Below are 25,625 nucleotides of genomic sequence, written 5' to 3' on the forward strand. Positions count from 1 at the left end.
TCCTGACCGAATACGCCAAGCGCAACCGCAATGCCGACACCCGCATGGTGCTGGACGCGGTAGCGCGGATCGAACAAAATCTTGCCGCGCAGCGCGAAGAAGAACTCGAGCGCGAAGCAAACCTGCAGCGCGAGGAAGGCCTTTCGGCGCAGCAGGCCAAGGACGCTGTCGCCGCGGCCGCCGCCGCGCAGGATCGGCTCACCGAGGCGCTCGCCGCCATCCGCAGTCTGGTCGAAGCGGCCGAGGAATCGGCGATGGAGGCACTCGACAGCCTGGCGCTGGAAAAACGGATGGCACCGGTCCGCAAGGGCGCGCGGGTGTTGCGGGAAATCGCCTGGCGCTTACGGGAAATCGGCAATGACGGTCGGATCTGCGACCTGATCGATTCGCAGGTCACCGTCATCGAAAAGAGCACCGACCAGTTCTCCTCCGACGAGGCGCGCCTGGCGCTGCGCGCGGCCTTTGCCGCCCTGCAGGGCCGGCTGGTGGAATTCACCGACGACGATGCGTCGATGGAGATGGAGACCGAAGCGGCGGCGCCCGCCCCGGCCGCACCGGCATTGGACCTGGTGGCAGAGATCGCCGAAGCGTTTTTCGCAAGGGAAGCTGCCAAGGCGTCGTCCGTTTACAAGGCGCCGCCAGCTGACAAGGCGCCGCCCGTCGCCCCGCGCGTGCACGCCGAACCCGCGCCAACGGAAACCCCGCAACCTGCCGCGGTCGCGGCCGTCGCGGAAGCGGCCGCTCCGGAGACCGCGTTCCAGAATGCCGACGCGCAGGACGCTGACGAAACGACCACAGGCACGACGGATACGAACGCAGCGGATGCCGACGCCCAGGACGAGGCGGTCCTCGACATGATCGCGATGGAGATGGGCGCGCCCGATCCGATCGGCGACGACGAAATCGAGATCGCCGAGGCGGTCGCCGAGCAAGCCCGTCCCCCCGAGCCTGCTCCCACCGAGCCAGTTCCGGTGGCCCCCACGATCGTCGCCAAAGCGCCTGAACCGGTTTTCGTCGCGCCGCCTGTTCAACAGGTCGTTCAAGCGCCACCTTCGCCGCCCGCTCCTGTCCCGGCACCCGCCGTGGAAATGTCGCTTGGCTCCAGCCTGATCGCCAGCGGCTTGCTGAAAAAGCCGATCACCGCGGCCAACGACCCGCTGGCGCCGATCCGTCGCATGAGCCAGGCCGAGAAGATCGCGTTCTTTTCGTGAGAAGCCGCCTGCTCTCCCGCGCGAAGCTTTCGTGGCTGCGATAACGCGTCCGCAGCATTTGTTGCACAAGCGAAGAGTTCGCTTTCCGGTTGCTTCGCCCCTTCGCCGACGTCAAGCTGACGCGATCGTCATCGCGCGCGGAGACGGCCGTGAAGTCCAGAATCATCGTCAATCCAATGGCGAACAAGGGCGGTTGCGGCAGGCGCTGGCCGCAGATCCGCGCCGAACTCGAAAAGCATCTCGGCCCGCTCGATGACGACGACATCGCGACGACGAGCGCCCCCAATCATGCGACGCTGCTGGCGCGGGAAGCGGTCGATGCCGGTTACCGGCGCCTGATCTCCGTCGGCGGTGATGGCACCTTCAGCGAAATGATGAACGGCGTGATCGCGGACGATCGTCCGATCGTGGACGACCTGGTGCTGGCGCAACTGCCGGGCGGCACGTCGAACGAACTGTGCCGCTCCTTCGGCCAGATCTCCTTCGAAGCGGCCAGCAAGGCGATCGCCATGGGCCACACCCGCGACATCGACGTCTTCCGCGCCGAAGCCAGGGGGTACGGCGGCAACCAGGTGACCCGCTACGGCTTCGTGCTCGCTATTGTCGGCGCCGCCGCCACCATCTCCTGGCGCGCGCAACGCGTGCCACTGCTGAAGCGGCTCGGCCCGTTCAGCTACATCCTGATGACCGCCTTCACGTCGCTAACCTACAACCCGCATGACTACCGCATCAGGATCGACGACGAGGCCGAACAGAGGCTGCCGATGTGGTCGCTGATGCTGTGCAGCTTCGACGGCGCCGGCGAAGGGCTGATGCTCGCCCCCGGCGCCGACCCCGGCGACCGCAAATTCGACCTGATCATGGTCGGAGACATCGGTCATTGGGAGACCCTGACCAAGATCGTCCCCAGGCTCGGCGACGGCAGCTATCTGGCGCACCCGAAAGTGTCGCGGCGTCACGCGACGCGGATCACGATCGACAGCGATCAAATGGTCCGCGCCGACGTCGACGGCGAAAGCATCGGACGATTGCCGATGTCGGTGACGATGCTGCCGTTCCACCTCAAGGTGGCGGCCGCCGGCCGGATTTGACCGTCCGCTCGCGCAGCCCTTTCATATTGTGAACCACATCACACATTCGGCCGCGGATCGAAGGTAACATTTGAAGAAGGGAACAGGGCTGAATTCGATAGGCACCGCGCCGGAGTCGCCAAACGCATCCCGCGGTCCGTCCATCTCGGAGGGGGCATGGTCGATCCGTCAACAGCAAAGCGCCTCGTTCAGGTCATCCACGACAATTTGCCGGCTCCCGTCCCAGGGAGACGGCCGGTTCATACCATCGGCATCGGCGTGAAGGGCAAATTCGTGGCGTCGGAGGTGGCGCGCACCTATTGCATTGCGGAACATTTCAACGGAGAGCCCGTCGACGTCTCGATCCGGTTCTCCAACGGATTGGGGGGCCTGGAGCAGCACGATGGATGGTCCGATGTCCGTGGCATGGCGGTACGCTTCCACTTGCGGGACACGACGGCAAGCGACCTGATCGCGACGACGCTCGGCGAATTCTTCGTCCGCAATGTCGACGACTTCTTCGAATTTTCCAGGGTTGCGAAGCGCGAGCCGCATCGGCGACGGCACTGGCTGCTGAAGATCGCAGATTTTCTGCAGCTCAAGATCCCTCCCCGCACGCCCTACGCGGGCGAAACCCAGAGCGTCGACGCGGGCGCGCTTCGTTACGCCAACCGGCACCGGTTCGCCCAGCTGGGCATCTTTCAGGTCGGCACGATCGGCGCACCGGAGAGCTATGCCCGCGCGAGCTATCATGCCGTCCATACCTTCTGGGTGACGGCGCCCGATGGCGTTCGCCGCCCGGTTCGCTTCTACTGGCAGCCGGTCGCCGGCGTGAACAACACCGACCCCAAGGCCGTACCGAAAGACAAATATCTGTTCGAGGAGCTCAAAGACCGTCTGCGGCGGTGGCCGGCCCGGTTCATGCTGATGATGACCATCGGCGAAGAGGGCGATGCGATCGACGATTGCACCAAGCCCTGGCCGGGAACCCGCGTCCGTGTCGCCATGGGCACCCTCACCCTCACCGAGATCCCCGAGGGCGACGACCAGGCCGCCGCCGGAGAGCGCATCAGCTTCAATCCCTGCCGCCTCGCGCCCGGCATCGAAGCCTCCAACGATCCGATCCTCGAAGCCCGCCTCGGCGCCTACGAAGTCTCGCGTGAAATGCGCGGCGGATGTCCCTTCAAATGGAGACCGGACGATGTCGCGTGACGAAGGGATCATGGATCGTTTTGTGGACCGGCTGCCCGAAACGTCCCTTTTTAAGTTCGTGGCAGCACGGATCCTGGTGCCGTTGTGGGCATGGTGGACGCCGGTGAAGCCGCTGCCCGGCGGTCCGCATCCGTCGTTCCAGCACAGCGACAATGTCCAGTGCATGATGAACCTGATCATGCCGCTCAAGGACAAGTCGCCGATCGGACGCGCGCACGCCGCGATGGCGATCGCGCAGCACAAGGACGCGATCTTCGCCGGCTTGAACAATGTCGGCACGGTGCACTTCGCGCGCTTCGTCATCGTCGGCGACAACATCTGCATGTTTTCGGTCTATGACGGCGACTTCACCAATTACATCCGCGATTTCATCGCCACGATCGGCGAGGTGTTCGACGCCGTGGTCGGCCTCGTCGAGGGTGGAGAAAAAGTGATTCCGTGCGAGAAGAATGTCGAGGCGTTCATCCAGTGGGTGCACGAGCGCGACCTGTACCAGGTGCCGGACACGCCCACCGACTTTCTGCGCGACCAGGAAGCGCTGAACGGCGACAGGAACGTGTCGCCCGTCAATGACGATCTGACGCTGCTGCCGCGCAAGATGGTGCTTCAGCTGCGCGCCAACGCCAACGTTTCGCTTGGCAGCGGCTACCGGGCGTATCCCGGATTTTCGGTGGCACAGGTCCGCAAGCAACTGGGGCTAGGCTGGTGAGCGCGATGTTCGATCTCTCCGATCTGCAGGGCAACATCCTGCGCGGCTACACGAGGAAGCCGTACGTGCGATATCTCATCCTCGAAGTCGCCGATCGGATCGCGGCCCGGCGCTGGCTCGCCGCCGCGATCTCCGGCCGCGACCACGACGTGCCGCAGATCACGACGGGGGATTGGGGGAAAGCCCGGCCCGACACCTGTTTCAACATCGGCCTGACCTACGAGGGACTGCGCGCCCTCGGCACGCCGACCGCCTCGCTTGAAATGTTCCCCAACGAATTCATCGAGGGCATGACCGCCCGCGCCATCAAGCTCGGGGATGTCGGGCAGAGCGCGCCGGAAACCTGGCCATCGCCGTTCGACGAGCCCGGACGCATTCATCTCATCGCAACGATCTATGCCGAAAAAATCGAGCAGCTGGACCACGTGCAGCAGCGCGCCCTCGATCGAAACGCGCTGAGGCTGCTCGGCATGCGCGAGGGATATAATTTCAACGGCGACTTCGTTCACTTCGGATACCGCGACAACATCATGCAACCACGGTTCGAGGGCGTTCACGACCCGGAGCGCCATGCCGACGGGCAACCCATGGCGCCGCTCGGCACCGTGCTGCTCGGACACAAGACCAATCTGGAAGGTTTGCTATGGCGGGTGCCCCAGCCCGCCGAACTCGGACACAACGGCACCTTCAACGCCTTCCGCGTGCTGCGACAGGACGTCGTGGGCTTCGAGAACTATCTCGATCAGGCCGCATCCGATCTGCTCAAGCACACGCAGGTCGACGAAGTGCTGCCGCCAGGCGCGGAAACAAAAATCTGCCAGGTGCTCTCCATCAAATCGCCCTCGCGTCATGCCGCCTTGCGCGAGGTGGTCGCCGCCAATTTGTGCGGCCGATGGCGCGATGGCACGCCGCTGGCCCTTTCGGCGGACCTGCCCGATCCCGGCGTGGACCAGGCGAGGTTCGACTATGATCACAACTCACGCTGCCCCTACGGCGCCCATATCCGCCGCTGCAACCCGCGCGGCGGGCAGATCGTGCAAAGGGTGGCCAACAACAGCCGGCGCCTGGTCCGCCGCGGCGTACCCTATGGACCGGCCTATGATCCGGCGACGCCCAACGGGGACCAACCGGAACGGGGGCTGCTCGGCAATTTCATCGGCGCCAGCCTCGGCGCCCAGTTCGAGGCGATGTCCTGCGACTGGCTGAACCTCGGCCTGCAGGATCCGCGCATCACCGGCTCCAACGATCCGATCACGGGCACCAACGATCCCGCCACCAGCTGGTTCGACCTGCCGCTCAAATCCGGCGGCACGATCCGGCTGCGCGGATTCCCCGAGTTCGTTTCGACCCGGGGTGGCGCCTATACGTTCCTCCCGAGCCTGTCGGCGATCCGATACCTGGGATCGCTGACGACGTGAGCAGCCGACCCAGGGTCATTCGGCGGTCATGGCAACCTGCATTCACCGGTTCAAGGCCCTGACCAGTTCATCCGCCTCGCGCAGGTCGCGCGAGGTTTCCGCGGACGCGAATTTCGCCCGGGTCGACATCAGCAAGTCCCGCGCTTCGGCGCGCGCCGATCCGCTCTCGGCCAGATGCGCCATGCTGATCGCCGTGCGCAATTCCCAACCGACCGCCCCGATCTTCCTCGCCGATGCGAGCGAGCGCTTGAACAGACGCATGGCGGCCCGGTCGTCCCGCGACGGTTCGCGGCACAGCAGCGAACCCTGAATCCGATAGATCTCGGGCGCTGCCCAGCTTTCGCCGGTCTGCTCTACCAGCGACGCCGCCGAGGCCGCGAAGTTTCGCGCCCGCTCGATCTGCCCGATCCGTCCGAATTCCGTGGCGAGCAGAATTCGATAGAGCGGCATCTGAATGCAGCGATTCTCGGCGGGTAGTTTCTCGAGCAGGCCGCACAGTTTCTCCAGCACCTCCGGCGCCGGGCCCCGCGCCGCCAGCGCGGAGGTCGCCCACAACGGACCGATCACCCCGTACATCGGGTAGCCATACTCATTGGCGACCTCCAGGCCGCGTTCGACGCTGGCGAGATTGGCCGCGAGATCGCCTTCATACCAGTGATCGGACACGCCGAGGATGGCGGCAAATGCCAGCATGAAAGGATGCCCGAGCTCGTTTGCGAGCTGCCGCGCGGTCTCACAGCACTCCCTTGCCCGGCCGGGCCGGCCCAGCAGCCACTCGACATGGCCGGAATAGACCAGCGACACGATCAACGGATCATGCTGGTAGATCTGAACCAGCTTGCCGTGCTCACGGGGATTGTAGCGGGCGCTGATGAGCGCCGCGAGCTCGCTCGCCTGCTCCAGACGGCCGAGAAAGAAATTGGCGATCAGGGCGGCGGTGTACGCCATCAGCGCGGCCTCGCCGTCGCGCCACTCCTCGGCCCGCCGGACGAAATCCTCCGATTGCCCGAGACCCTTGGCAAGCTCGCAATTGACCAGCTTGGCGATGGTGCTTCCCCACAGGACCGCCGCCTTCTCGCTGATGGTGCCATGGCTCTCGCAGAGTTTGAGCGCGCGATTATAGGATTCGTAAACGTGCGGATCGGACCATCCCGCATTGGCGGTGTACGCCATCGCCAGGCTGGATTGCAGCGCGATCTCGGTTTCGAAGCGTTGCGGGGAAGCGGGCAGCTTCGGAATCAGCGAGAGGCCTTCGCGAAGATGAACCACCGCCTCCTTGGTGGCCGACCGGCGGAGCGCCGATTTGCCCGCGTGCAGCCACGCTTCGATCGCCTCGGGAATGTTGCCCGCGCGCGCATAGTGATAGCCGAGCACGGCAGGCTGGCTGCTTGCCCTGATCGACGCCTCCTGCAAAAGCCACGACGCCACGCGCGCATGAAACTCGCGCCTGTCCTCCAGCAGCAGCGAAGAATAGGCCGCTTCCTGGATCATCGCGTGCTTGAACGTGAACGCGGTGCCGTGGGATCCCTCGACGCGATATGCGATCTCGGCGCTCTCCAGCGCCTGCAACGCACGCTTCAGCGTTTCGCCCTGGCCCGGCAGGATGTTGAGGATGCCTTCATAATTGAATTGCCTGCCGAACACCGAGGCGATCTGCGCGACGCGCTTGGCGGGGCCGAGCCGGTCAAGGCGCTCCATCAGCGAATCGTGAATGCTCGACGGCACCAGCGGCTTGGGCAGTCTCTCGCCCAGCGCCAGGCCGTCGACGTCGCGCGCGGCGGCGCGGGAATCGATCACAGACCGCGTGAACTCCTCGACGAACAGCGGCACGCCATCGGTTCTTTCCACGATCTGGCTGGTGATCCGGCGCGACACGATATCGCCGCCTGCGACGGCTGCGACCATCTGCTCGCATTCGTTCGGCGCCAGCTTTTGCAGGGGAATGCGTCGAACCGGCAGGCCCGCCAACCAGTCGGCGCTGTAATCGTCGCGATGTGTGATCAGCAACATGATCCGTTCGCCGGGACAGTGGGCGATCACGCGCAGCAGCAGTTCGATGGTGGTCGGGTCGATCCACTGCACGTCCTCGACGATGCCGAGGATCGGCCATTTGCGCGAGGCAGCGACAAGCGCGTCGATGAACACCTGAAGGGCGCGCCCGCGCTCCGAGGGCGATCCGAGATCCGCAGGCTCGTATCCCGAAGATGCGGGGATCGACAGCACCGCGCCGTAGTAGCGCAGCGTCCGCTCGACATCGGTGACGGCTCTTGCCAACAGCGAACGCAGTTTCGCCAATGCGAGCTCCGCGTCGTCGGTCTCCTTGATGCCGGTCGCGCGCGTGAGCCGCTCGATTTCCGGGGCCAGCGGCGTGTTGACGTGGAACGGCGAGCATTGCAGCGACAGGGTATCGCGCGGCGATGCATCGAGCGAGCTGCGGAACTGGCGGATCAAACGCGACTTGCCGATGCCGGGTTCGCCGGAAATGACGCCGACCTGCCCCGACCCTGCCAGGGTCTGCCGCCACATCTCGGCAAGCAACGCGCTTTCGCCGGTCCGGCCGATCATCGGCGCCAGCGGCGACCTCCGCGCGCGGTCGAACCTGCTTTCGCTGGCCGCAAGCGCCTCGGCGCGCCAGGCCTCGACCGGCTCTTCGACGCCCTTGAGCGATCGCCGGCCAAGCGGTGCATAGCTGAAGGTTCCACGGGTCAGCTCATATGTGCTCGCACCGACCACAACACCGTTCTCGCCGGCAAGCCCTTGCAGACGGGCAGCGACATGCGCGGAGCTGCCGAACACTTCCCGCCGCTCGGGCGGCTCGCCCGGCACGCTGCCGACGACGACCACCCCCGTGTTGACTCCGATGCGCACGCCGAGGCGGACGAAACTGCCGTCCGACAGCGGAAAATGGTGCTCCTTGATCGCCGCGGCGACCGCCAGCGCGGCGCGCACCGCGCGCTCGGGATCGTTTTCATGGGCCTGCGGCACGCCGAAATAGGCGAGCAAACCGTCGCCGATCAGCCGGGCGATGTGACCGCCGTAGCGGCGGATCTGTTCGTCGCAGATATCGCGGTAGGTCTTGATGACCCCGAAAAACTCCTCGGGGTCGATCCGCTCGCTCAGGGGCGTCGAACCGACTATGTCGATGAATGCCACGGTGAGCTGCCGCCGCTCGGGATGCAGAGCTGCATTCTCCACATCCGGCGGCGCCTGCGTTCGATGAATTGCGCCCAAGCGATCGGGCTGCGGCTGGCTGCTCATGACCACCATGTTCAGTTTCCACCGCCCCTGCCATGCGGCCCGGCGGACGGCGGGCCGTGTCCGGATAACGCTGCCGAGCGGCCGTGCCCGGGGCAGGCAGTGTCCGCGATTGAACACCATGTGCCCGCGATCGTACAGCGGATTTTGAACCAGTTTCAGCGACTTAACGGCGACGCCGGAGCCTGGAGCAAGCGCCTTCGCCCCTGCCCCGGGTCGTCCGATCCGTAACGCGAACCGATGCGCCGCGCGCTGCCCCGCGTGACCGCGCTCACGTACGACGCGACCGACCTCGCCTAGCGTCCTGGCAACCAATCTCGCCAACCCGCGTCGCCTGAGGAGGCAGCCATGTCCCGCTTTAAGCTATCGCATCTGGTCGCCGGCCTGCTGGCCGGCCTGTCGAGTTTCGCCACAGCCGGCATGGCGCGGGCGGAAGCCCCGACCGCCGACATCCGCAGCGGCGTGCAGACGCTACCGAAGGACCAGCGCGTCGCGCTGGTGATCGGCAATTCGAACTACCAGTCCGCGCCAAGACTCGCCAATCCCGGCAACGACGCGCAGTCGATGTCGCAACTCCTGAACGCCGCGGGCTTCGAGGTGACGCAGGCGACCGACCTGAAGCGCAGCGACATGGTCAGGGTGGTGCAGGACTTTACGGCGAAGGTCGCCGAGCGCGGCCCCGGCACCGTCGCCATGATCTACTATGCCGGTCACGGCGTGCAGGTCGAGGGCGAAAACTATCTGCTTCCGATCGATGCGAAAATCTCGACAGCGTACGATCTCGACGCCAATTCGCTGCGGCTGGTCGACCTGATGGGCACGCTTGAATCGATCACGAGCCGGATGCGCATCGTCGTGCTCGACGCCTGCCGCAACAATCCGTTTCCGCAGGCCAATGACGCCGGGCGGGGCCTCGCCATCGTCGATGCGCCGAACGGCTCGATCGTCGGCTACTCCACCGCACCGGGCATGGAGGCGGCAGACGGTGACGGCAACCACAGCCCGTATACGTCCGCGTTCATCAATAACGCGCGCGAACCGAACCTGCCGATCGAGCAACTGTTCAAGCGCGTCCGGCTCGAAGTGAACCACGCGACACGGGGCCGGCAGACGCCGTGGGAAAGCTCGTCGCTGACCTCCGATTTCTTTTTCTTCGGCGATACCGCCGTGGCCGCAGGCCGTGCGCCGGATCGCAGCCCGATCGTGCAGATGGCGGCGAACCTGCCGTCACGGTCGGTGCGACAGGCTTACGACTACGTGGTGTCGGAGGGGTCGCCTGAATATTATGAGGAGTTCATCCGGCTCTATCCGACCGACCCGCTGGCGGACGAGATCCGCGTACTGCACTATAATTTGAAGGTCGCCAAGGCGTGGCACAAGGCGGTGGTCGCGAACTCGCCGCTCGCCTACAAGACGTTCCACCAGAATTATTCCAACAGCCTCTACGCGCCCGCGGCGCTGAAGCTGTACGGCGCGCCGAAGGCCGTTCCGCTGATGCAGTTCACGCATCTGGCGAAGCACTCGCCGTCGTACAAGCACGGCAACTTCGGATCCTCGTTCGCCCACAACAAGAGCGGAGGCGGATCGGGCCCGTTCCAGCATATGCCCGGTCACGGCGCATCGAAGCCGTTCGGCAACGGCAAGATGGGAGGGCTGCCCGGCAGGAACAAGCAAGGTCCTTTCAACGCAGGCAACCACGGCAAGTTCTCAAAAATGCCCGGCAAGTTCGGCAACCATCCGATGCGGACCGGCAACAAGCACATGCTCGGCAGCGGCCAGCGTCATTTCGGCGGCGGAATGGGTAACCGATTCAGCCAGCGTTTCTCACCCGGCCCGTCGCGGATGTCGTTCGCGCGCGGCTCGTACGGCGGCGGGTCGTATGGCGGCGGCGGATCATTCGGCGGAGGCCGTTCGTTCGGCGGCGGCTTCGGACGGCGCTGACAAAAGCTCACGTCATCATGCATCCGGGCAGAGCTGGCGCTCTGCCCGGTTATGTTTCGGATGGGATGATCAGGCGACCAGCCTGGCGAACAGGTCGGCGTCGACATTGCCGCCCGAGAGCACGATGACGACGTTCTTGCCCTTGGCGTCGATGCGCCCGGCCAGCAGCGCGGCGAGACCGACCGCCCCGCCCGGCTCGACCACCAGTTTCAATTCCCGATAGGCATAGGCGACCGCGGCGCCGACTTCCTCGTCGGACGCGATCACGCCGCTGGCGAGCAGCTTGCTGTTGATCGAAAACGTGAGCTCGCCCGGCATCGCCGCCATCAGCGCATCGCAGATGGTGCGCCCGGCGGCGTGATGCGCCTCGCGGTGGCCGGCGCGCAGCGACAGGCCGTGATCGTCGTAGTCCTTGGGCTCGGCGACGATGACCTGGGCCTGCGGGAATTTCGCCTTCACCGCCGTCGCCACGCCGGCGATCAGCCCGCCACCCGATGCCGGCGCCACCACGATGTCGGGAACGAGCCCGAGTGCGGCCATGTCCTCGGCGATCTCGCGGCCCGCGGTGCCCTGTCCGGCGATGACAAACGGATCGTCATAGGGACGCACCAGCGTCGCGCCGCGCTTTTGCGCAATCCCGTTGGCGATGGCTTCCCGGTCTTCCCTGTCGCGGTCGTAGAGCACCACTTCGGCGCCGTAGCCCTTGGTGCGCTCGCGCTTGGTGACCGGCGAATCCGCGGGCATCACGATGGTCGCCTGCATGCCGAGGATCTGCGCCGCCGCCGCCACGCCCTGGGCGTGGTTGCCGGAAGAGAATGCGACCACTCCGCCGACGCGCCTGTCGTGCGGAATAGAAGCCAGCTTGTTGAAAGCGCCGCGGAACTTGAACGATCCGGTCCGCTGCAGCATTTCGGGCTTCAGGAAGACTTTTGCCCCGACCCGTTCATTGAGAACGGGGAACGACAATAGCGGCGTCCGCACCGCAAAGGGCGCAACCACCTTGGCGGCAGCCTCGATATCGGCCGCGCCAATCGGTGGATTTGAGATCGTTTCTGGCATCCGCAACTTGTATCGCGGTTGCCGACGGACGGGCAAGACGCATTCCGGTGATATCAGGCGGCGAAATGCGGGTCTTCTGCCCTGAATTCGGCCACATCGCCTTCCGGCAGCTCGGGGCGAACGTTCAGGGCATGATCGACAAAGACGCGCGCAGAGGCCTGCCAGCTGTAGCCGGCGGCGAATTCCACACAGTCGTCCCGCGAAACCTGCAGCGCCTCCAGGCAGGCCGCGCGCAAATCCTCGTCCAGCACGCCGACCGGCGAAGCACCTATCACGTCGCGCGGTCCGGTGACCGGAAAGGCCGCCACCGGCAGGCCGCTGGCGAGCGCCTCGAGGAGCACCAGGCCAAACGTGTCGGTCCGGCTGGGAAACACGAAAATATCGGAGGCCGCGTAGATTTCGGCCAGTTCCTCGCCGTGCCTCGCGCCGAGGAACACGGCATCCGGATATTTCCGCTCCAGCGCCGCGCGGGCCGGCCCATCGCCGACGACGAGCTTGGTGCCCGGCAGATCGAGGTCGAGGAAAGCCTCGAGATTCTTTTCGACCGCGATGCGCCCGACGCTGAGGAACACCGGCATCGGCAGACAAAGGTCGATGCTGCGCGGATGAAACAGCGCGGTATCGACGCCGCGCGACCACAGCACCACGTTGCGAAACCCGCGCGCGCGCAATTCGGTCGCCAGCGCCGGCGTTGCCGCCATCACGGCCTGGCTCGGCCGGTGGAACGCGCGCAGTGCGCGCCATACCCAGGATTCCGGCACCGGCGAACGCGCCGAAACATATTCAGGGAAGCGGGTGTGAAAGCTCGTGGTGAACGGCAGGCCACGCTTGCGGCAATAGCGCCGGACCAGCAGCCCGATCGGGCCTTCGGTCGCGATATGGATGCCGTCGGGCTTCGCCGCCGCGATCAGTCTTGCGATCTTTGCCGGGTACGGCAACGCCAGCCGCAGTTCGGGATAGCTCGGCATCGCAAAAGTGCGAAACGATTGCGGCGTCAGGAAACTCACCTCGACGCCGAAGCCCTTGGCCGCTTCCGCCATCGCCGTCAACGTCCGCACCACCCCGTTGACCTGGGGGTGCCACGCATCGGTCGCGACCAGGATGTGCGTCATGCGGCACGCGCTGCGACGCGGGGAACGGGAGCCGTATTTCGCTGCGGATCAGCCCAGGTGATGATTTCGAACCGGCCGTCCTCGTGCTCGGCGAGCGCGGTGCAGCTTTCGACCCAGTCCCCGCAATTCATGTAGCGAATGCCGTGCTCGTCGCGGATCACGGCGTAGTGGATGTGGCCGCAGATCACGCCGTCCGCGCCGTGCCGCCGCGCCTCGCCGGCCAACGTCGTTTCGAACGCGCCGATATAGTTCACGGCATTCTTGACCTTCTGCTTCGCCCATTGCGACAGCGACCAGTAGGGCACACCGAACATGCGCCGGAAGAAGTTGACCAGCCGGTTCATCTGGATGGCGAAATCGTAGGCCTTGTCGCCAAGATGAGCGAGCCAGCGCGCGTTCTGCACCACGAGATCGAAGATATCGCCGTGGATGACGAGATAGCGCTTGCCGTCGGCGCCCTCGTGAATGGTGTTTTCGACGACGTCGATGCCGCCGAAATGCGTGCCGTAATAGTTGCGCAGGAACTCGTCGTGATTGCCCGGCACGTAGATGACTTTGGCGCCCTTGCGCGCCTTGCGCAGCATCTTCTGCACGAAGTCGTTGTGCGATTGCGGCCAGTACCAGCTCGATTTCAACGCCCAGCCATCGACGATGTCGCCGACGAGATAGATGGTATCGGCGTCGTGGCTTCTCAGGAAATCCAGCAGGCGGTCGGCTTGCGATCCGCGGGCTCCGAGATGGACGTCGGAGATGAACAAGGTGCGAAAACGCCGTTCAGGGCTGTCTTCACTCAAAGAGTCACTACCCATACCTGTCCCCTGACAGATTTTTGTGACAGGGCGATGACTAGTTCACGCGACCCATAGCCCCACGAGAATCATTGTCGCGCCCCGCAGATTGCGGATACCAGCGCGATGCGACAGGCAGGCGACATCGGCGAGGCAACATTTCGGTGGCGTCGCTGCGAGCGGAGGGACGACGAGAGATAAATCAATAGAACTTGTGAAAATGATGGATCGGGCCGTGGCCGTGGCCGACGCTGAAGCGATCGGCTGCCGCGATCGCGACGCTAACCCAGGCCTTGGCGTTGCGCACGGCGGTCGTCATGTCCTCCCCCTTTGCCAGCCCCGCGGCGATCGCCGAGGAGAGCGAGCAGCCGGTGCCGTGGGTATTTTTGGTGGCGACGCGCGGCGCGGCGAGCGCCGTGACGCCGGACGCGTCGATCAGATAGTCGATGCTCTCGGCACCCTGCCCATGGCCGCCCTTGATCAGCACCGTCTTGCAGCCGAGCGCCAGCAATCGCCTGCCCTGTTGTTCGACGGCGGCATCGTCCTTCGCCACGCCTTCGCCGAGCAGGTCGGCGGCTTCCGGCAGGTTGGGCGTGATCACCGACGCCAGCGGAATGAGTTTTGTGCGCAGCGCGTCGACGGCCTCCGCCGCGAGCAGCCGGTCGCCCGAGGTTGCGACCATCACGGGATCGAGCACGACGTGTCTTGGCGACCAGCGCTTCAACCCCGCGACGATGGCATCGATGACAGGCGGATGCGCGACCATGCCGATCTTGACCGCCCCCACCGCCAGATCGGAAAACACCGCGTCGATCTGCGCGGTGACGAACTCGGCCGGCACCTGGTGGATGCCGCTGACGCCCGTCGTGTTCTGCGCGGTCAGCGCCGTGATCACCGAGGCGCCGTAGACGCCGAGCGCTGCGAACGTCTTGAGGTCGGCCTGGATGCCGGCGCCGCCAGAGGAATCCGAACCGGCGATGGTCAGCGCAATCGGCGTGGTCATCGAAAGTCTCGTCGAAATGAGGGGTTGAGGGCCATACCTCGTTGTTGGCCTGTCCTAGCGCGGCCCGCCATGGGCAGCAAGCCGGCTTGCCTTTGGCTTGCCTTGGAGCGTCGTTTTTGGCCTATTGGGGCAAATTTTCCGGAGACGACAGCGATGGTTCCCTTCTTCGTTCAGTTCAAATGCAAGCTCGGCCAGTCCTACGCCGTCGCCAACGCGCTCGCCGAGGCGGAGATCGCCTCGGAGATCTATTCGACCGCCGGCGATTACGATCTGCTGGTCAAGTTCTACGTCGACAACGACACCGACATCGGCCACTTCGTCAACGAGAAGGTGCAGGTGATTCCGGGTATCCAGGACACCCACACCATCATCACCTTCAAGGCGTTCGGCACCGGCTAGCCTCATAACCCTCTACCCCGCATCGACTTAGCCTGCCGCGGCCACGCTCCGCCGGCCTCTGGGAGCGCCCGTCTTGTCCGAAACAACCGTCACTTCTGCCCGGCTGCGGGATTTCATTCAGCAGGCACTCATTGCGGTGGGCCTGCCGGACGCCGATGCGGCGGCGGTCGCGGAGCTGATGGCAGCGGCCGACCTGCAGGGGTCCGATGGCCACGGCGTCAGCCGGTTGCCGCAATATGTCAGGCGCATCAAGGCCGGCGGCGTCAACGTCCGGCCCAACATCGATGTGGTGCACGCACATGCCGCGACCGCCGTCTTGAACGGCGACAACGGCATGGGCCACCTCGTGATGAAACGCGCGGCCGAGATGGCGATCGAAAAGGCGCGCACCACCGGCATCGGCTGGGTCAACTCGCAATTCTCCAACCACGCCGGCCCCGCCTCGCTCTATGCCACGATGCCGCTCGCCCATGACATGATCGGGCTCTATTTCGCGGTCGGCAACGCCAACCATCTGCCGCCCTGGGGCGGCCTCGACATGCTGCTGTCGACCAACCCGATCGCCGCCGCGATCCCGGCCGGCGAGGAGAACCCTGTCGTGCTCGACATGGCGACGACGGTCGCCGCCTACGGCAAGGTTAAAACAAAAGCGTTGCGCGGCGAGACCATGCCGGAGGGCTGGATGATCGACCGCGCGGGCAAGCCGCTGACCGATCCGAAGCGCGCCGACGAAGGCATGCTGCTGCCGCTCGGCGGCATGGAGGCCGGCTACAAGGGTTACGGCCTGGCGATGATCATCGGCCTGCTCGCGGGCACGCTCGGCGGCGCAGCGATGGGCCGCGACGTCATCGACTTCAACCACGACGACGACAGCGTCACCAACACCGGCCAGGCGATCGCCGCGATCAACGTCGCGGCCTTCGGCGACGTCGCCACGTTCAAGCGAAGCGTCGATGCGCTGGTGCGCGACTTCCGCAACAGCCAGCGGATGCCCGGGGTGGACCGCATCTGGGTGCCCGGCGAACGCAGCCACGAAACGCGGCTCAGGCGAATGAGCCACGGCATTCCCCTGGCCGCCGCGCTGCGGAAGGGATTGGACCAGGTCGCCGACGAGCTCGGGTTAGCGCGGCTGTAGGCCTGGTGCGACCCCGCGGCCATATTTAGCCGGAAGAATTACTAACGCCCGTTAACCATACCGGCCGATTTGCACGCTTTTGCCATATCCGCATCATTCTACCGCCTTGATATTTTTTGTTAATAATTGCGTCGTCAACCGGAAGCTCCGCGGCGGAGGATTTCCGAAGGGGTTTAGTCGCGAGTACCACCGATGGGGACGCTGTACGATATGCTCGGCGCGCTTCCGAGCGACGACGCCGAGGAGTTGCGGACCGCCTTCCGCAAGGCGGCCAAGGCCACGCATCCCGACACCAACCCCGACAATCCGGAAGCCGCCGTCAGGTTCAGGGAGCTGATGCGCGCCTATGACATCCTGAACGACCCCGACCAGCGCGCGACCTACGACCATTTGCTCGCCATCGCGCTGCAGCCGTCGGCCAACCTCCCGTCGACGCGCACCTATGAAACCGTGCGCAAGGTCGCCTCCAACACCATGGCGGCAAGCGTGATTTTGGCGGTGCTGGTTGGCGGTTACACCGTGTTCGGGCTGTTTTCGAAGGCGCCCAGCGCCGCTGAAATGGTCGCCGGCCTGACCGCCGGCGGCAATTTGGAGGTTGCCGCGGTGCACCCGGCCGCGCCGGCGCAGGAAGAGCCGCAAGCCCGGCGCGAGGCTGACATCGCCACCGGCTCGGTGACCGCTGCCGCAGCGCCTGCCGCGAAGGAAGCCGGCCCCGCGCCGGTCGGCCGCCTCGAACGTGTGCCCGCCTTCGTCAGTTACGATCTGGGGATTCAATACTACCCGCGCTTCGCCGCGGCCTATTTCGATCGCGGCGCGGCACCGCCGTACCGGATGGGCACGTTCGATCGCCCGCTGACCGACGTCACGGCGGCCCGGCGGGCGCCGGATTCAAAACGGAGCAGGATTGCGTCGCCCCTGCCGAGCAGGCCCTTGATGATCGTGCCGGTCGTATTGGAAAGGCGCGTGCCGGAAAGGCGTGAACCGGTCACCGCGGCCCTGACGCCCTGAGCCCGCGATGTCGCCGCTTGCGACTTAGCCTTCCTTGCCCTGCTTCGCCTTGCTTGGCCGTGGCGGCCCTTCGACCGGCGGCAGCGACTTGAGATATTCCGCCATCGCCGCGCGGTCCTCCGGCGACAATTGCGAAGTGTTCCTGATTACGCGCGCCATCGATCCACCCGCGGTGTCGCCGTCGGGCGTTTGACCGCTTTCCAGGAAATATTCGATATCCTTCGCGCTCCAGTCGCCCAGCCGCTTCTGCGTGATGTTGGGCACCCAGCCCTCGCCCTCCGGATCGGGCCCGCCCGCAAAGCGCTGCGCCGCGACGATGCCGCCGAGGAAATTGCGCGGGCTGTGGCACTCGGCGCAATGGCCGAGGCCGTTGACGAGATAGGCGCCGCGATTCCACGACGGCGAATGCGAGGCGTCGGCCGTGAACGGCTTGCCGTCCATGAACAGCCATTTCCAGACGCCGACGTTGCGGCGGATGTTGAATGGAAACGGCAGGTCGTGGTCGCGCGTTGTCCCGGCCACCGGCGCGAGCGTCTTCAGGTAAGCAAAGAGATCGCGGATGTCATCGACGCTCGCGTACTGGTAGGAGGCGTAGGGAAACGCCGGAAAATAATGTGCGCCATCCGGCGAGGTGCCCTTGAGCACGGCGGTCACGAAGTTCGCTTCGCTCCAGCGGCCGATGCCGGCGGACGGATCTGGCGAGATGTTCGGGGCGTGGAACGTCCCGAACGGCGACGGCATCGCAAGCCCGCCGCCGAGCTTCAGCCGGTCAGGCTGGTTCGGCACAGCGTGACAGGAAGAGCAGCCGCCGGCATTGAACACGGAGAGACCATTGGCGAGGTTCGGCGTGCGCGGCGACAGCAGGCTTGCGGCCACAACAGAAGGTGCCGTCAGCCACCAATATATGCCGCACCCCACCGCACCGACCAACAGCAGTCCAGAAAAAATTCTTCGCAGCATTCGCCGATCCGTTGTCTGGCGTCTCACCCGGCCAGTATGGCCGACCTTTTCGTCCCCGGCTTGCACGAATGATTGAACGCTGCGGCGCCCGCAGAGTTCGCCGACCGCGGATCATAAAAAGCGGGCGGACGCTTCGTGCATCCGCCCGCTTTGCGCGCATCCGATTCGAACTAGCCGTTCTTCAGACGGTAGGTCTCGTGGCAGCCGCTGCATTCCTTGCCGATCGTGGGCATGGCGGCCTTCAGGGAGTCGAGATCCTTGATCTTGGCCTTGGCCTCGGTCACGGCCTTGGCGTAGCTGTCGATCTTGGCGGCGAAGCCTGCCTTGTCTTCCCAGACCTTCGGCGAGGAAGAGTAATCGCCCTCGATCTTCAGGCCCTTGATGCTGTCCGGAAACATCGCCGGCAGCTTCTTGGCGGTCTCTTCCAGCTGCGCCAGCGACGTATCGACCACGGCCTGGTCATAGGGCTTTTCGCCCTTGACCATCGGGGCGAGCCCGCCCATCGCCCTTCCGGTCGCCTTCATCGCCGTCTGGGTCTGGTTGGCCACTTCCTGTTGGGCCACGACCGCACCGACGCTCAGCATCAAGATACCTGCTACCACCACCACTCGCTTCATTGGCTACCCCTTTTTCTGGCTATGACGCGCGCGAACCCGCGATCGTCGCGAGCCCGCCTGTTTGGCCAACACCGCATGCGGGGCATCATTCCGCATGCGACAAAATATCAGAGATTATGCCTTTTCTGCGCTTCCCGGATCGCGATCCAGACGCGCTCGGCGGTGGCCGGCATGTCGATGTGATCGATCTGGTACTCGCGCCACAGGCCCTCGATGATCGCGTTGACCACGGCCGGACAGGAGCCGATCGCGCCCGCCTCGCCCGCGCCTTTTACGCCCAGCGGATTGGTCGTGCACGGCACGTTATGGGTCTCGAAGTGGAATGACGGGCCATCGGCGGCGCGCGGCACCGCGTAGTCCATGAAGGTGCCGGTGACGAGCTGGCCGTCGCTTGCGCTGTAGACCGCCTGCTCCATCAGGGCCTGGCCGATCCCCTGCATCGCGCCGCCATGGACCTGGCCGGCCAGCAGCAAGGGATTCAGCGTCACGCCGAAATCGTCGACGATGACATAGTTGACGATCTTGATGATGCCGGTGGCCGGATCGATCTCGACTTCGGCCAGATGCGTGCCGTTCGGATAGGTGCCGTCGGCCTGCGCGAAGGTTGCGCTGGCATTCAGCTTCGCGGGATCGACGCCCGGACGTTTGGCGAGATCCGCAAAACTGATCGAGCGGTCGGTGCCGGCGATGCGCACGAGGCCGTTGCTGATCTCGAGGTCGCCGGCGCTGGTCTCCAGCGCCTCGGCCGCGATTTCCTTCAGCTTGGCCCCGAGATCGCGGGTGGCGCGCTCGACGCTGACGCCGCCGGTCGGGATCGACGCCGAGCCGCCAGTCCCGAGACCGGTCGCGATCTTGTCGGTGTCGCCCTGCAGGACGTGGACGCGTTCCGGCGGCACGCCGAACTGCTCGGCGACCAGTTGCGCGTAGGCCGTCTGGTGGCCCTGCCCGCTCGACTGGGTGCCGATCAGGATCGAAATATCGCCGTTGGGATCGAGCGCGACATTGGCGGTCTCCTCGCCCATGGTGCCGCACACTTCGACGTAGCTGGCGAGGCCGATGCCGCGCACCAACCCGGCCTTCTTCGCCGCCTTGGCGCGCTTGGAAAACTCCTTCCAGTTGCCGACTTCCATCGCGCGCTTCATATGCGCGGTGAAGTCGCCGGAATCGTAGACCTTGCCAGTCGCGGTCTTGTACGGCATCGCCTTCGGCGGGATGAAATTCTTGCGCCGGATCGCATCCGGCGTCATGCCCAGCTTTCGCGCGGCGGCATCGACCAGGCGCTCGATCACGTAGGCCGCCTCGGGGCGGCCGGCGCCGCGATAGGCGTCGACCGGCACGGTGTTGGTGAACACGGTGCGAACGCGGCAGTGGAAGGCCTGGATATCATAAAGCCCGGGCAGCATGCCGGCGCCGCCATGCGGAATGTACGGCCCGAAGGTCGAGAGATAGGCGCCCATGTCGCCCATCAAATCGACGTCCATGGCCAAGAACTTGCCGTCCTCGGCCAGCGCCATCTTCGCGGTCGTGACGTTGTCGCGGCCCTGCGCGTCGCCCATGAAGTGGTCGGAGCGATCGGCGGTCCATTTGATGGTCTTGCGCAGCTTCCTGGCAGCCACCGAGATCAGCGCGTATTCGCGATAGGGAAACAGTTTGGTGCCGAAGCCGCCGCCGACGTCGGGGCAGATCACCCGCATCTTTTCCATCGGCATTTTCAGCACCATGCCGCACAGGATTTCGCGCAGGCGATGGCTGCCCTGGCTGCCGATGGTCAGCGTCAGATGATCGCGCTTGGCGTCGTATTCGGCAACCGCAGCGCGCGTCTCCATGAAGTTGGTGATGACGCGGGGATTGACGATCGTGATCTCGGCCACCGCGTGCGCCTTGGCGAACACGGCCTCGACCGCCTTCTTGTCGCCGATCGGCACGTCGAACAGCACGTTGCCGGGCTTGTCGGGCCAGACCAGCGGCGCACCCGGCTTGACGGCATTGGCAAGGCCGACCACCGAGGGCAACGGCGTCCATTTGACGTCGATCGCTTCGATCGCGTCGCGGGCCTGGTCGATGGTATCGGCAACCACGAAGGCGACGGCGTCGCCGACATGGCGCACCTCGTCCTTGGCCAGGATCGGGTATGGCGGGCCTTTGAAGGGATCCGTTTCCAGGTTGAACAGGCACGGCAGGTCGCCGAGATCGCCGACCTCGGCCGCGGTCAGAATCAGCGACACGCCCGGCATCCCGCGGGCTTTTGCAGCGTTGATGGTGAACTTCGCATGCGCGTGCGGCGAGCGCAGCATCAGCGCGTGCAACGCCGGCTGGGGCGAATGGTCGTCCGTATAGCGGCCTTTGCCGCGAATCAGCGCGTCATCTTCCTTGCGAAGAACGCTTTGACCGACGCCGAATTTGATGGGAGCTGCCATCGTATCTCCAATTGTCAGGGAGCACGACGACGCCTCTGGGAACCGTCATCCGCCCTATCTTTTTTGTTGCAGCACCACGCTTGCGGAAAACCGGTATCCCGCTTTTCCGGCGCGTGCTCTAGAACCGTTCCATATTGCAGCGGTTCGCGCCCCAGCGCAAACCGCTTTCGGCCGGGCACGGCAGACGCGCCACGGAATCGCCGCCCTTCTCGCGCCTGCACAAAAAGGGCGGACGGTCTTTGACCTGGCGTGAGGACGATATGATCAATACTTCGCGATCACCCGCCAGCTGAATCTACAGCCGGGCGCGCAGGATGGCTCGGCAACCCAGGAAGCGAGACTAGGAGCTACTATTTGCTCGTATCTACAATTGCTTAGAGCCGGACTGCCGATCCCGCAGGAGCGCGAAAATCCACCCCCGGCCAAACAGCAGCACGATCAGGACCCCATACACGAACGCGCCCACCGCCATCAGCAGCAGCAAGATGGTCTCATCCCGGAACGTGTGCATCTGCGCGAAGTAGAAGGCGGCGAATCGGGCGGTGGCCCACAGCGTGGCGGCGAGCAGGACACCGGCGGCCGCGAATTTCGCGAGTGACCTCAGCCAGGCCCGATCGAACTCGAGGTGACCTGCCCGCACCGCAAAGAACAGCACCAGCAACAGATTGACCCATGCGCCGGCGGCAGTGGCGAGCGCCAGCCCGATTTGCGCCAGCGCCCCCATCAGCGCCACCTTCAGCGCGACGTTGACGGCGACCCCGGTCAGCGCCGCCTTGACCGGCGTCGCGGTGTCCTGGCGCGCGTAGAACGTCGCCACCGCGCTGCGAATGGTCACGAACGGCACCAGGCCGATCGCATATGCCGCGAGCGTGGCGCCGGCGGCGGCGGCGTCCGCTGTCGAGAACGCGCCGCGCGCAAACATCGCGCGCATGATGACGTCGGGCACGGTGAGGAAGGCGGCGACGAAAGGGATCGAAAACAACAGCGAGAATTCGAACGCCCGCCGCTGCGCGGCCGAAGCGCCGGTGACATCGTTCGCAGTGAGACGCCGAGACATCTCGGGCAGCAGAACCGTGCCGATCGCGATCCCGATCACGCCGATCGGCAACTGATTAAGGCGGTCGGCGTAATACAGCGCCGACAACGCACCCGCCGGCAGGAAGGTCGCGATGATGGTATCGGCGAACAGGGCGATCTGCGTTCCCATCGAGCCGATGGTCGCCGGGCCCAGCGCGCGGAAGAACGCGCGCACGTCCTCGTCGAACCTGATCGCGGCGAATTTCGGCAGGATGCCGGTCCTGGCCGCATCGCCCGCCAGCAGCAGAAATTCCAGGATACCGGCGAGCAGCACACCCCATGCCGCAGCATAACCCGCCCCCGGAAAGAACGCAGCGAGCGCCAGCGTCGCCATCATGGAGAGGTTGAGAAAGATCGGCGCGGCGGCGGCACTGGCGAAGCGATGCATCACGTTGAGCATGCCGCCATACAGCGTCACCAGCGTGATCAGCAGCAGATACGGAAAGGTGATCCGGGTCAGCGAAATCGCCAGCTCACCGCGCGCCGGGTCGTCCTTGAATCCCGGGGCAAGGATGGCGATCACGTCAGGCATGAACCACAAGGCGATCACAAGCAGAACGACCTGGGCGGCAAACAGCAGCGTGAAGATGCGGTCCGCAAACAGTCTTGCCGCCGCCTCGCCCTTGCCGTGCAGGTGCGCATAGGCCGGCACGAAGGCGGCGTTGAAGGCGCCCTCGGCGAAGATCGCGCGAAAATGATTGGGCAGCCGCAGCGCCACAAAGAAGGCGTCCGCGACCGGACCGGCGCCGAGTATGGCGGCGAGCATGATGTCGCGCGCGAAACCGGTCACCCGCGAGAGCAGCGTGTAACCGCCGACAGTGAAGATGCGTCCGAGCATGCGATGCTTCTAGCGCATATTCGCCGGACGGTGAAATCAGGCAGTTATTTGTCTGGGCGCGATCCTGTCCGAAAGCGGACGACCGCTTTCGGGATCATGCCTGAACCGCACCCCGCACCGCCGCGATGACGCGATCCTGCGCCGCCTCGTCGAGATAGGCGTGGATCGGCAGGCTGACGACGTCGTCGGAGAGCGCTTCGCTCACCGGCAGCCCGCCATCCGCCACCGGGAACGCCTTGTAGGCGGTCTGCTGATGCATCGATTTGGTATAATAAACCATCGTCGGAACGCCCTGCGCCTTCAGCGCCGCGGCAAAACCGTCGCGATCGACCCCCTTGGGCAGGCGGATGGTGTACTGCGCCCAGATCGAGGTGCAGCCGGGCGCGAGCCGCGGCACCGTCACGGCGTTGCCGAGGCCGCGCGCATAGCGCTCCGCGACGCGGTTGCGGGCTGCGATCTCGTCCTCGAAAATCTTCAACTTCTCGATCAGGACCGCTGCCTGCATGGTGTCGAGGCGCCCGGTCAGGCCGAGGCGCACATTGTCGTATTTGTCGGAGCCCTGGCCGTGCACACGGATGCTGCGCAGCGTTTCGGCCAGTTCGTCGTCATCGGTAAAGATGGCGCCGCCGTCACCGAAGCAGCCCAGCGGTTTGGTCGGAAAGAAACTGGTCGCGGTCGCAAGGCCCAGCGAGCCGATCCGGCGGCCCTTGTAACTTGCGCCAAAGCCCTGGGCCGCGTCATCGAGCACGAACAGGCCTTCGGCCTGCGCGACCTCGGCAATCGCATCGTGGTCGGCGCTCTGGCCGAACAGGTCGACGGGGATCACGGCGCGGGGCTTCAGGCCGCGTTGCTTTGCCGTTGCAATGCCGCGCTTGAGCGAGGCGGCATCCATGTTGTAGGTCGCGGCGTCGACATCGACGAACACCGGCGTCGCACCGGTCAGCGCCACCGCTTCGCCGGTCGCGCAGAACGTGAACGACGGACACAGCACGGCGTCGCCGGGGCCGACTTCTTTCGCCATCAGCACCATCAGAAGCGCATCGGTGCCGCTGGCGCAGCTCACGACGTGTTTGGCGCCGCAGAAATCCGCCAGCGCCTTCTCCAACACGGCGACCTCCGGACCGTTGATGAAGAGGCAATGGCCGGTGACCCGCGCGAGCGCCTCGTCGATCGATGGGCCGAGCCGCCGGCGCTGCGAGCCGAGGTCATAGAAGGGAACGGGTTCTGGACGCATGTGCTGGTTCATGGAGCCTTGCTGGAATCGGAATTGAGAAAGTTCAGCCGGCGATGCGGCGCGGTCCCTTGCGCGCGGCGGAGGCCGCCGGCTTGGCGGGCTGCTCGAGACAGCGGATCGCGATTGCGAGGCTGGCAACGCCCTCGTCGCCGGTCACTGCCGGCACATTGCCGGTGCGGACGGCATCGAGGAAGGCGAGCAGTTCGGCGCGCAACGGTTCATCATGGCCAACCGGCAGATGCCGCATCGAATAGCTGCCGTCGGGCTTGAAGCCGAAGCATTCGGTCACCTGGCGCGTCAGCAGATCGCCCATCACATATTTGCCGCGGGTGGCGACCGTGACGCTGCGCGCCTTGAACGGCGTCAGCCAGTTGGTGTTGATGTGGGCGAGAACGCCGGAGGCGGTGCGGAACTGCAGCAGCGCGATGTCCTCGCGCTCGGCGACCGCGCTGGAAAGCTGCGGCTGCACCTCGACGATGTCAGATTCGGTGAACCAGCGGATCAGGTCGATATCGTGCACGGCGAGATCGATCACCACGCCGACATTCGACATTCGCGGCGGAAACGGCCCGACGCGGGTGATGCCGATCGAAAGAATATCCTCGCCCGAGATCGCCTGCTTGATCGCGGCGACCGCCGGATTGAAGCGCTCGACGTGACCGACCATCAGCGTCACGCCGGCGCTCTTCGCCGCATCGACGATGTCCTGCCCCTCTTCCACCGTCGAGGCGACCGGCTTCTCGACCAGGATGTGGATGTTGCGCGTAATGCAGGCCAGCGCGATCTCGTGATGCAGATGGGTGGGCGCTGCGATGGTGACGGCGTCGACGCCTTCATTGAACAGTTCATCGAGTTCGGCGAAGGCGCGGCAGCCGGCAAGCGCAGTGGCCCGCGCGCGATGCTCGGGCAACGGATCCACGATTCCGACCAGCGTCACCCCGGGCAGACCGGCCAGAACGCGGGCATGGTTGCTCCCCATCACGCCGGCGCCGACTACGCCGACCCGCAAGCCGCCGACGGCACCGATCTTTGCGTCGGATGCGGACCCTTTGGAACTCATGATGTATCGACCCCAAACAGACGTTGCGCAGAGGTTGCGCCGGTAACTTCCCCGGCGGTTCCTCTAGCACGCCGTCACAGGCGTGGCGAACGCGATCGACCG

General features: G+C 65.3%; 20 protein-coding genes. 9 read left to right on the forward strand and 11 right to left on the reverse strand.

The features are described from left to right. Window positions 1-44: 44 nt before the first annotated feature. The 5 genes from QUH67_RS25465 to QUH67_RS25485 all read left to right on the forward strand — a co-directional run bounded on the left by QUH67_RS25465 (window position 45) and on the right by QUH67_RS25485 (window position 5,620). The gene (locus tag QUH67_RS25465; RefSeq protein WP_320416097.1) at window positions 45-1,211 is read left to right on the forward strand and encodes a hypothetical protein; all 1,167 of its coding nucleotides are present in this window, start codon (window positions 45-47) and stop codon (window positions 1,209-1,211) included. A gap of 149 nt (window positions 1,212-1,360) precedes the next feature. After that, the gene (locus tag QUH67_RS25470; protein ID WP_300942128.1) at window positions 1,361-2,302 is read left to right on the forward strand and encodes a diacylglycerol/lipid kinase family protein; all 942 of its coding nucleotides are present in this window, start codon (window positions 1,361-1,363) and stop codon (window positions 2,300-2,302) included. A 156-nt stretch (window positions 2,303-2,458) separates the two neighbouring features. Continuing rightward, window positions 2,459-3,493, forward strand: a complete 1,035-nt coding sequence (locus QUH67_RS25475; RefSeq protein ID WP_300942129.1) for a catalase — start codon at window positions 2,459-2,461, stop codon at window positions 3,491-3,493. After that, window positions 3,483-4,202 carry a hypothetical protein gene (locus tag QUH67_RS25480; RefSeq protein ID WP_300942130.1) on the forward strand — a complete coding sequence of 240 codons (720 nt, stop codon included), beginning with the start codon at window positions 3,483-3,485 and terminating at the stop codon, window positions 4,200-4,202. Before QUH67_RS25475 ends, QUH67_RS25480 begins: the two co-directional genes overlap by 11 nt. Further along, complete coding sequence (locus QUH67_RS25485; RefSeq protein WP_300942131.1) at window positions 4,199-5,620, forward strand: Dyp-type peroxidase; 1,422 nt, start codon at window positions 4,199-4,201, stop codon at window positions 5,618-5,620. The genes QUH67_RS25480 and QUH67_RS25485 overlap by 4 nt, the downstream gene beginning before the upstream one ends. A 42-nt stretch (window positions 5,621-5,662) precedes the next feature. Here QUH67_RS25485 and QUH67_RS25490 read toward each other — a convergent pair whose 3' ends face one another. Further along, entirely contained in the window at window positions 5,663-8,887 is a 3,225-nt protein-coding gene (locus QUH67_RS25490) for an adenylate/guanylate cyclase domain-containing protein (RefSeq protein WP_300942132.1), read from the reverse strand. Window positions 8,888-9,223: 336 nt separating this feature from the next. Between QUH67_RS25490 and QUH67_RS25495 the strand changes: the two genes are divergently transcribed. Next, window positions 9,224-10,816, forward strand: coding sequence for a caspase family protein (locus QUH67_RS25495; protein ID WP_407080354.1), 1,593 nt, complete (start codon window positions 9,224-9,226; stop codon window positions 10,814-10,816). A 69-nt stretch (window positions 10,817-10,885) separates the two neighbouring features. Here QUH67_RS25495 and QUH67_RS25500 read toward each other — a convergent pair whose 3' ends face one another. The 4 genes from QUH67_RS25500 to thiD all read right to left on the reverse strand — a co-directional run bounded on the left by QUH67_RS25500 (window position 10,886) and on the right by thiD (window position 14,778). Then, window positions 10,886-11,875, reverse strand: coding sequence for a threonine ammonia-lyase (locus QUH67_RS25500; protein WP_300942133.1), 990 nt, complete (start codon window positions 11,873-11,875; stop codon window positions 10,886-10,888). A 53-nt stretch (window positions 11,876-11,928) separates the two neighbouring features. Beyond that, window positions 11,929-12,987: a glycosyltransferase family 4 protein gene (locus tag QUH67_RS25505; protein ID WP_300942134.1), complete on the reverse strand. Its 1,059-nt coding sequence runs from the start codon at window positions 12,985-12,987 to the stop codon at window positions 11,929-11,931. Next, complete coding sequence (locus QUH67_RS25510; protein WP_300942135.1) at window positions 12,984-13,796, reverse strand: UDP-2,3-diacylglucosamine diphosphatase; 813 nt, start codon at window positions 13,794-13,796, stop codon at window positions 12,984-12,986. Before QUH67_RS25510 ends, QUH67_RS25505 begins: the two co-directional genes overlap by 4 nt. A gap of 181 nt (window positions 13,797-13,977) precedes the next feature. Then, window positions 13,978-14,778, reverse strand: a complete 801-nt coding sequence (gene thiD, locus QUH67_RS25515) for a bifunctional hydroxymethylpyrimidine kinase/phosphomethylpyrimidine kinase (protein WP_300942136.1) — start codon at window positions 14,776-14,778, stop codon at window positions 13,978-13,980. Window positions 14,779-14,931: 153 nt separating this feature from the next. On the opposite strand from thiD, the gene QUH67_RS25520 reads away from it, so the two are divergent. From QUH67_RS25520 to QUH67_RS25530, 3 genes are all read left to right on the forward strand, one after another. Next, window positions 14,932-15,177 carry an Lrp/AsnC ligand binding domain-containing protein gene (locus QUH67_RS25520; RefSeq protein WP_029583462.1) on the forward strand — a complete coding sequence of 82 codons (246 nt, stop codon included), beginning with the start codon at window positions 14,932-14,934 and terminating at the stop codon, window positions 15,175-15,177. Window positions 15,178-15,250: 73 nt separating this feature from the next. Beyond that, a complete protein-coding gene (locus tag QUH67_RS25525; RefSeq protein WP_300942137.1) occupies window positions 15,251-16,312 on the forward strand; it encodes an Ldh family oxidoreductase in 1,062 nt (353 codons plus the stop codon). Between the two features lie 192 nt (window positions 16,313-16,504). Further along, window positions 16,505-17,320, forward strand: a complete 816-nt coding sequence (locus tag QUH67_RS25530) for a J domain-containing protein (RefSeq protein ID WP_300942138.1) — start codon at window positions 16,505-16,507, stop codon at window positions 17,318-17,320. A 24-nt stretch (window positions 17,321-17,344) separates the two neighbouring features. Here the strand turns inward: QUH67_RS25530 and QUH67_RS25535 are convergent, their stop codons facing one another. From QUH67_RS25535 to QUH67_RS25560, 6 genes are all read right to left on the reverse strand, one after another. Next, window positions 17,345-18,280, reverse strand: a complete 936-nt coding sequence (locus QUH67_RS25535) for a c-type cytochrome (RefSeq protein ID WP_300942139.1) — start codon at window positions 18,278-18,280, stop codon at window positions 17,345-17,347. Between the two features lie 170 nt (window positions 18,281-18,450). Next, window positions 18,451-18,897 carry a c-type cytochrome gene (locus tag QUH67_RS25540; RefSeq protein ID WP_300942140.1) on the reverse strand — a complete coding sequence of 149 codons (447 nt, stop codon included), beginning with the start codon at window positions 18,895-18,897 and terminating at the stop codon, window positions 18,451-18,453. A gap of 107 nt (window positions 18,898-19,004) precedes the next feature. Beyond that, the gene (locus QUH67_RS25545; RefSeq protein ID WP_300942141.1) at window positions 19,005-21,314 is read right to left on the reverse strand and encodes a xanthine dehydrogenase family protein molybdopterin-binding subunit; all 2,310 of its coding nucleotides are present in this window, start codon (window positions 21,312-21,314) and stop codon (window positions 19,005-19,007) included. A gap of 364 nt (window positions 21,315-21,678) precedes the next feature. Continuing rightward, window positions 21,679-23,229, reverse strand: coding sequence for a murein biosynthesis integral membrane protein MurJ (gene murJ, locus QUH67_RS25550; protein ID WP_300942142.1), 1,551 nt, complete (start codon window positions 23,227-23,229; stop codon window positions 21,679-21,681). A 94-nt stretch (window positions 23,230-23,323) separates the two neighbouring features. Continuing rightward, the gene (locus QUH67_RS25555; protein ID WP_300942143.1) at window positions 23,324-24,475 is read right to left on the reverse strand and encodes a DegT/DnrJ/EryC1/StrS family aminotransferase; all 1,152 of its coding nucleotides are present in this window, start codon (window positions 24,473-24,475) and stop codon (window positions 23,324-23,326) included. Between the two features lie 31 nt (window positions 24,476-24,506). Beyond that, entirely contained in the window at window positions 24,507-25,523 is a 1,017-nt protein-coding gene (locus QUH67_RS25560) for a Gfo/Idh/MocA family protein (protein WP_300942144.1), read from the reverse strand. Window positions 25,524-25,625 lie beyond the last annotated feature (102 nt).

Source organism: Bradyrhizobium roseum, from assembly GCF_030413175.1.
Classification (GTDB): Bacteria; Pseudomonadota; Alphaproteobacteria; order Rhizobiales; family Xanthobacteraceae; genus Bradyrhizobium; species Bradyrhizobium roseum.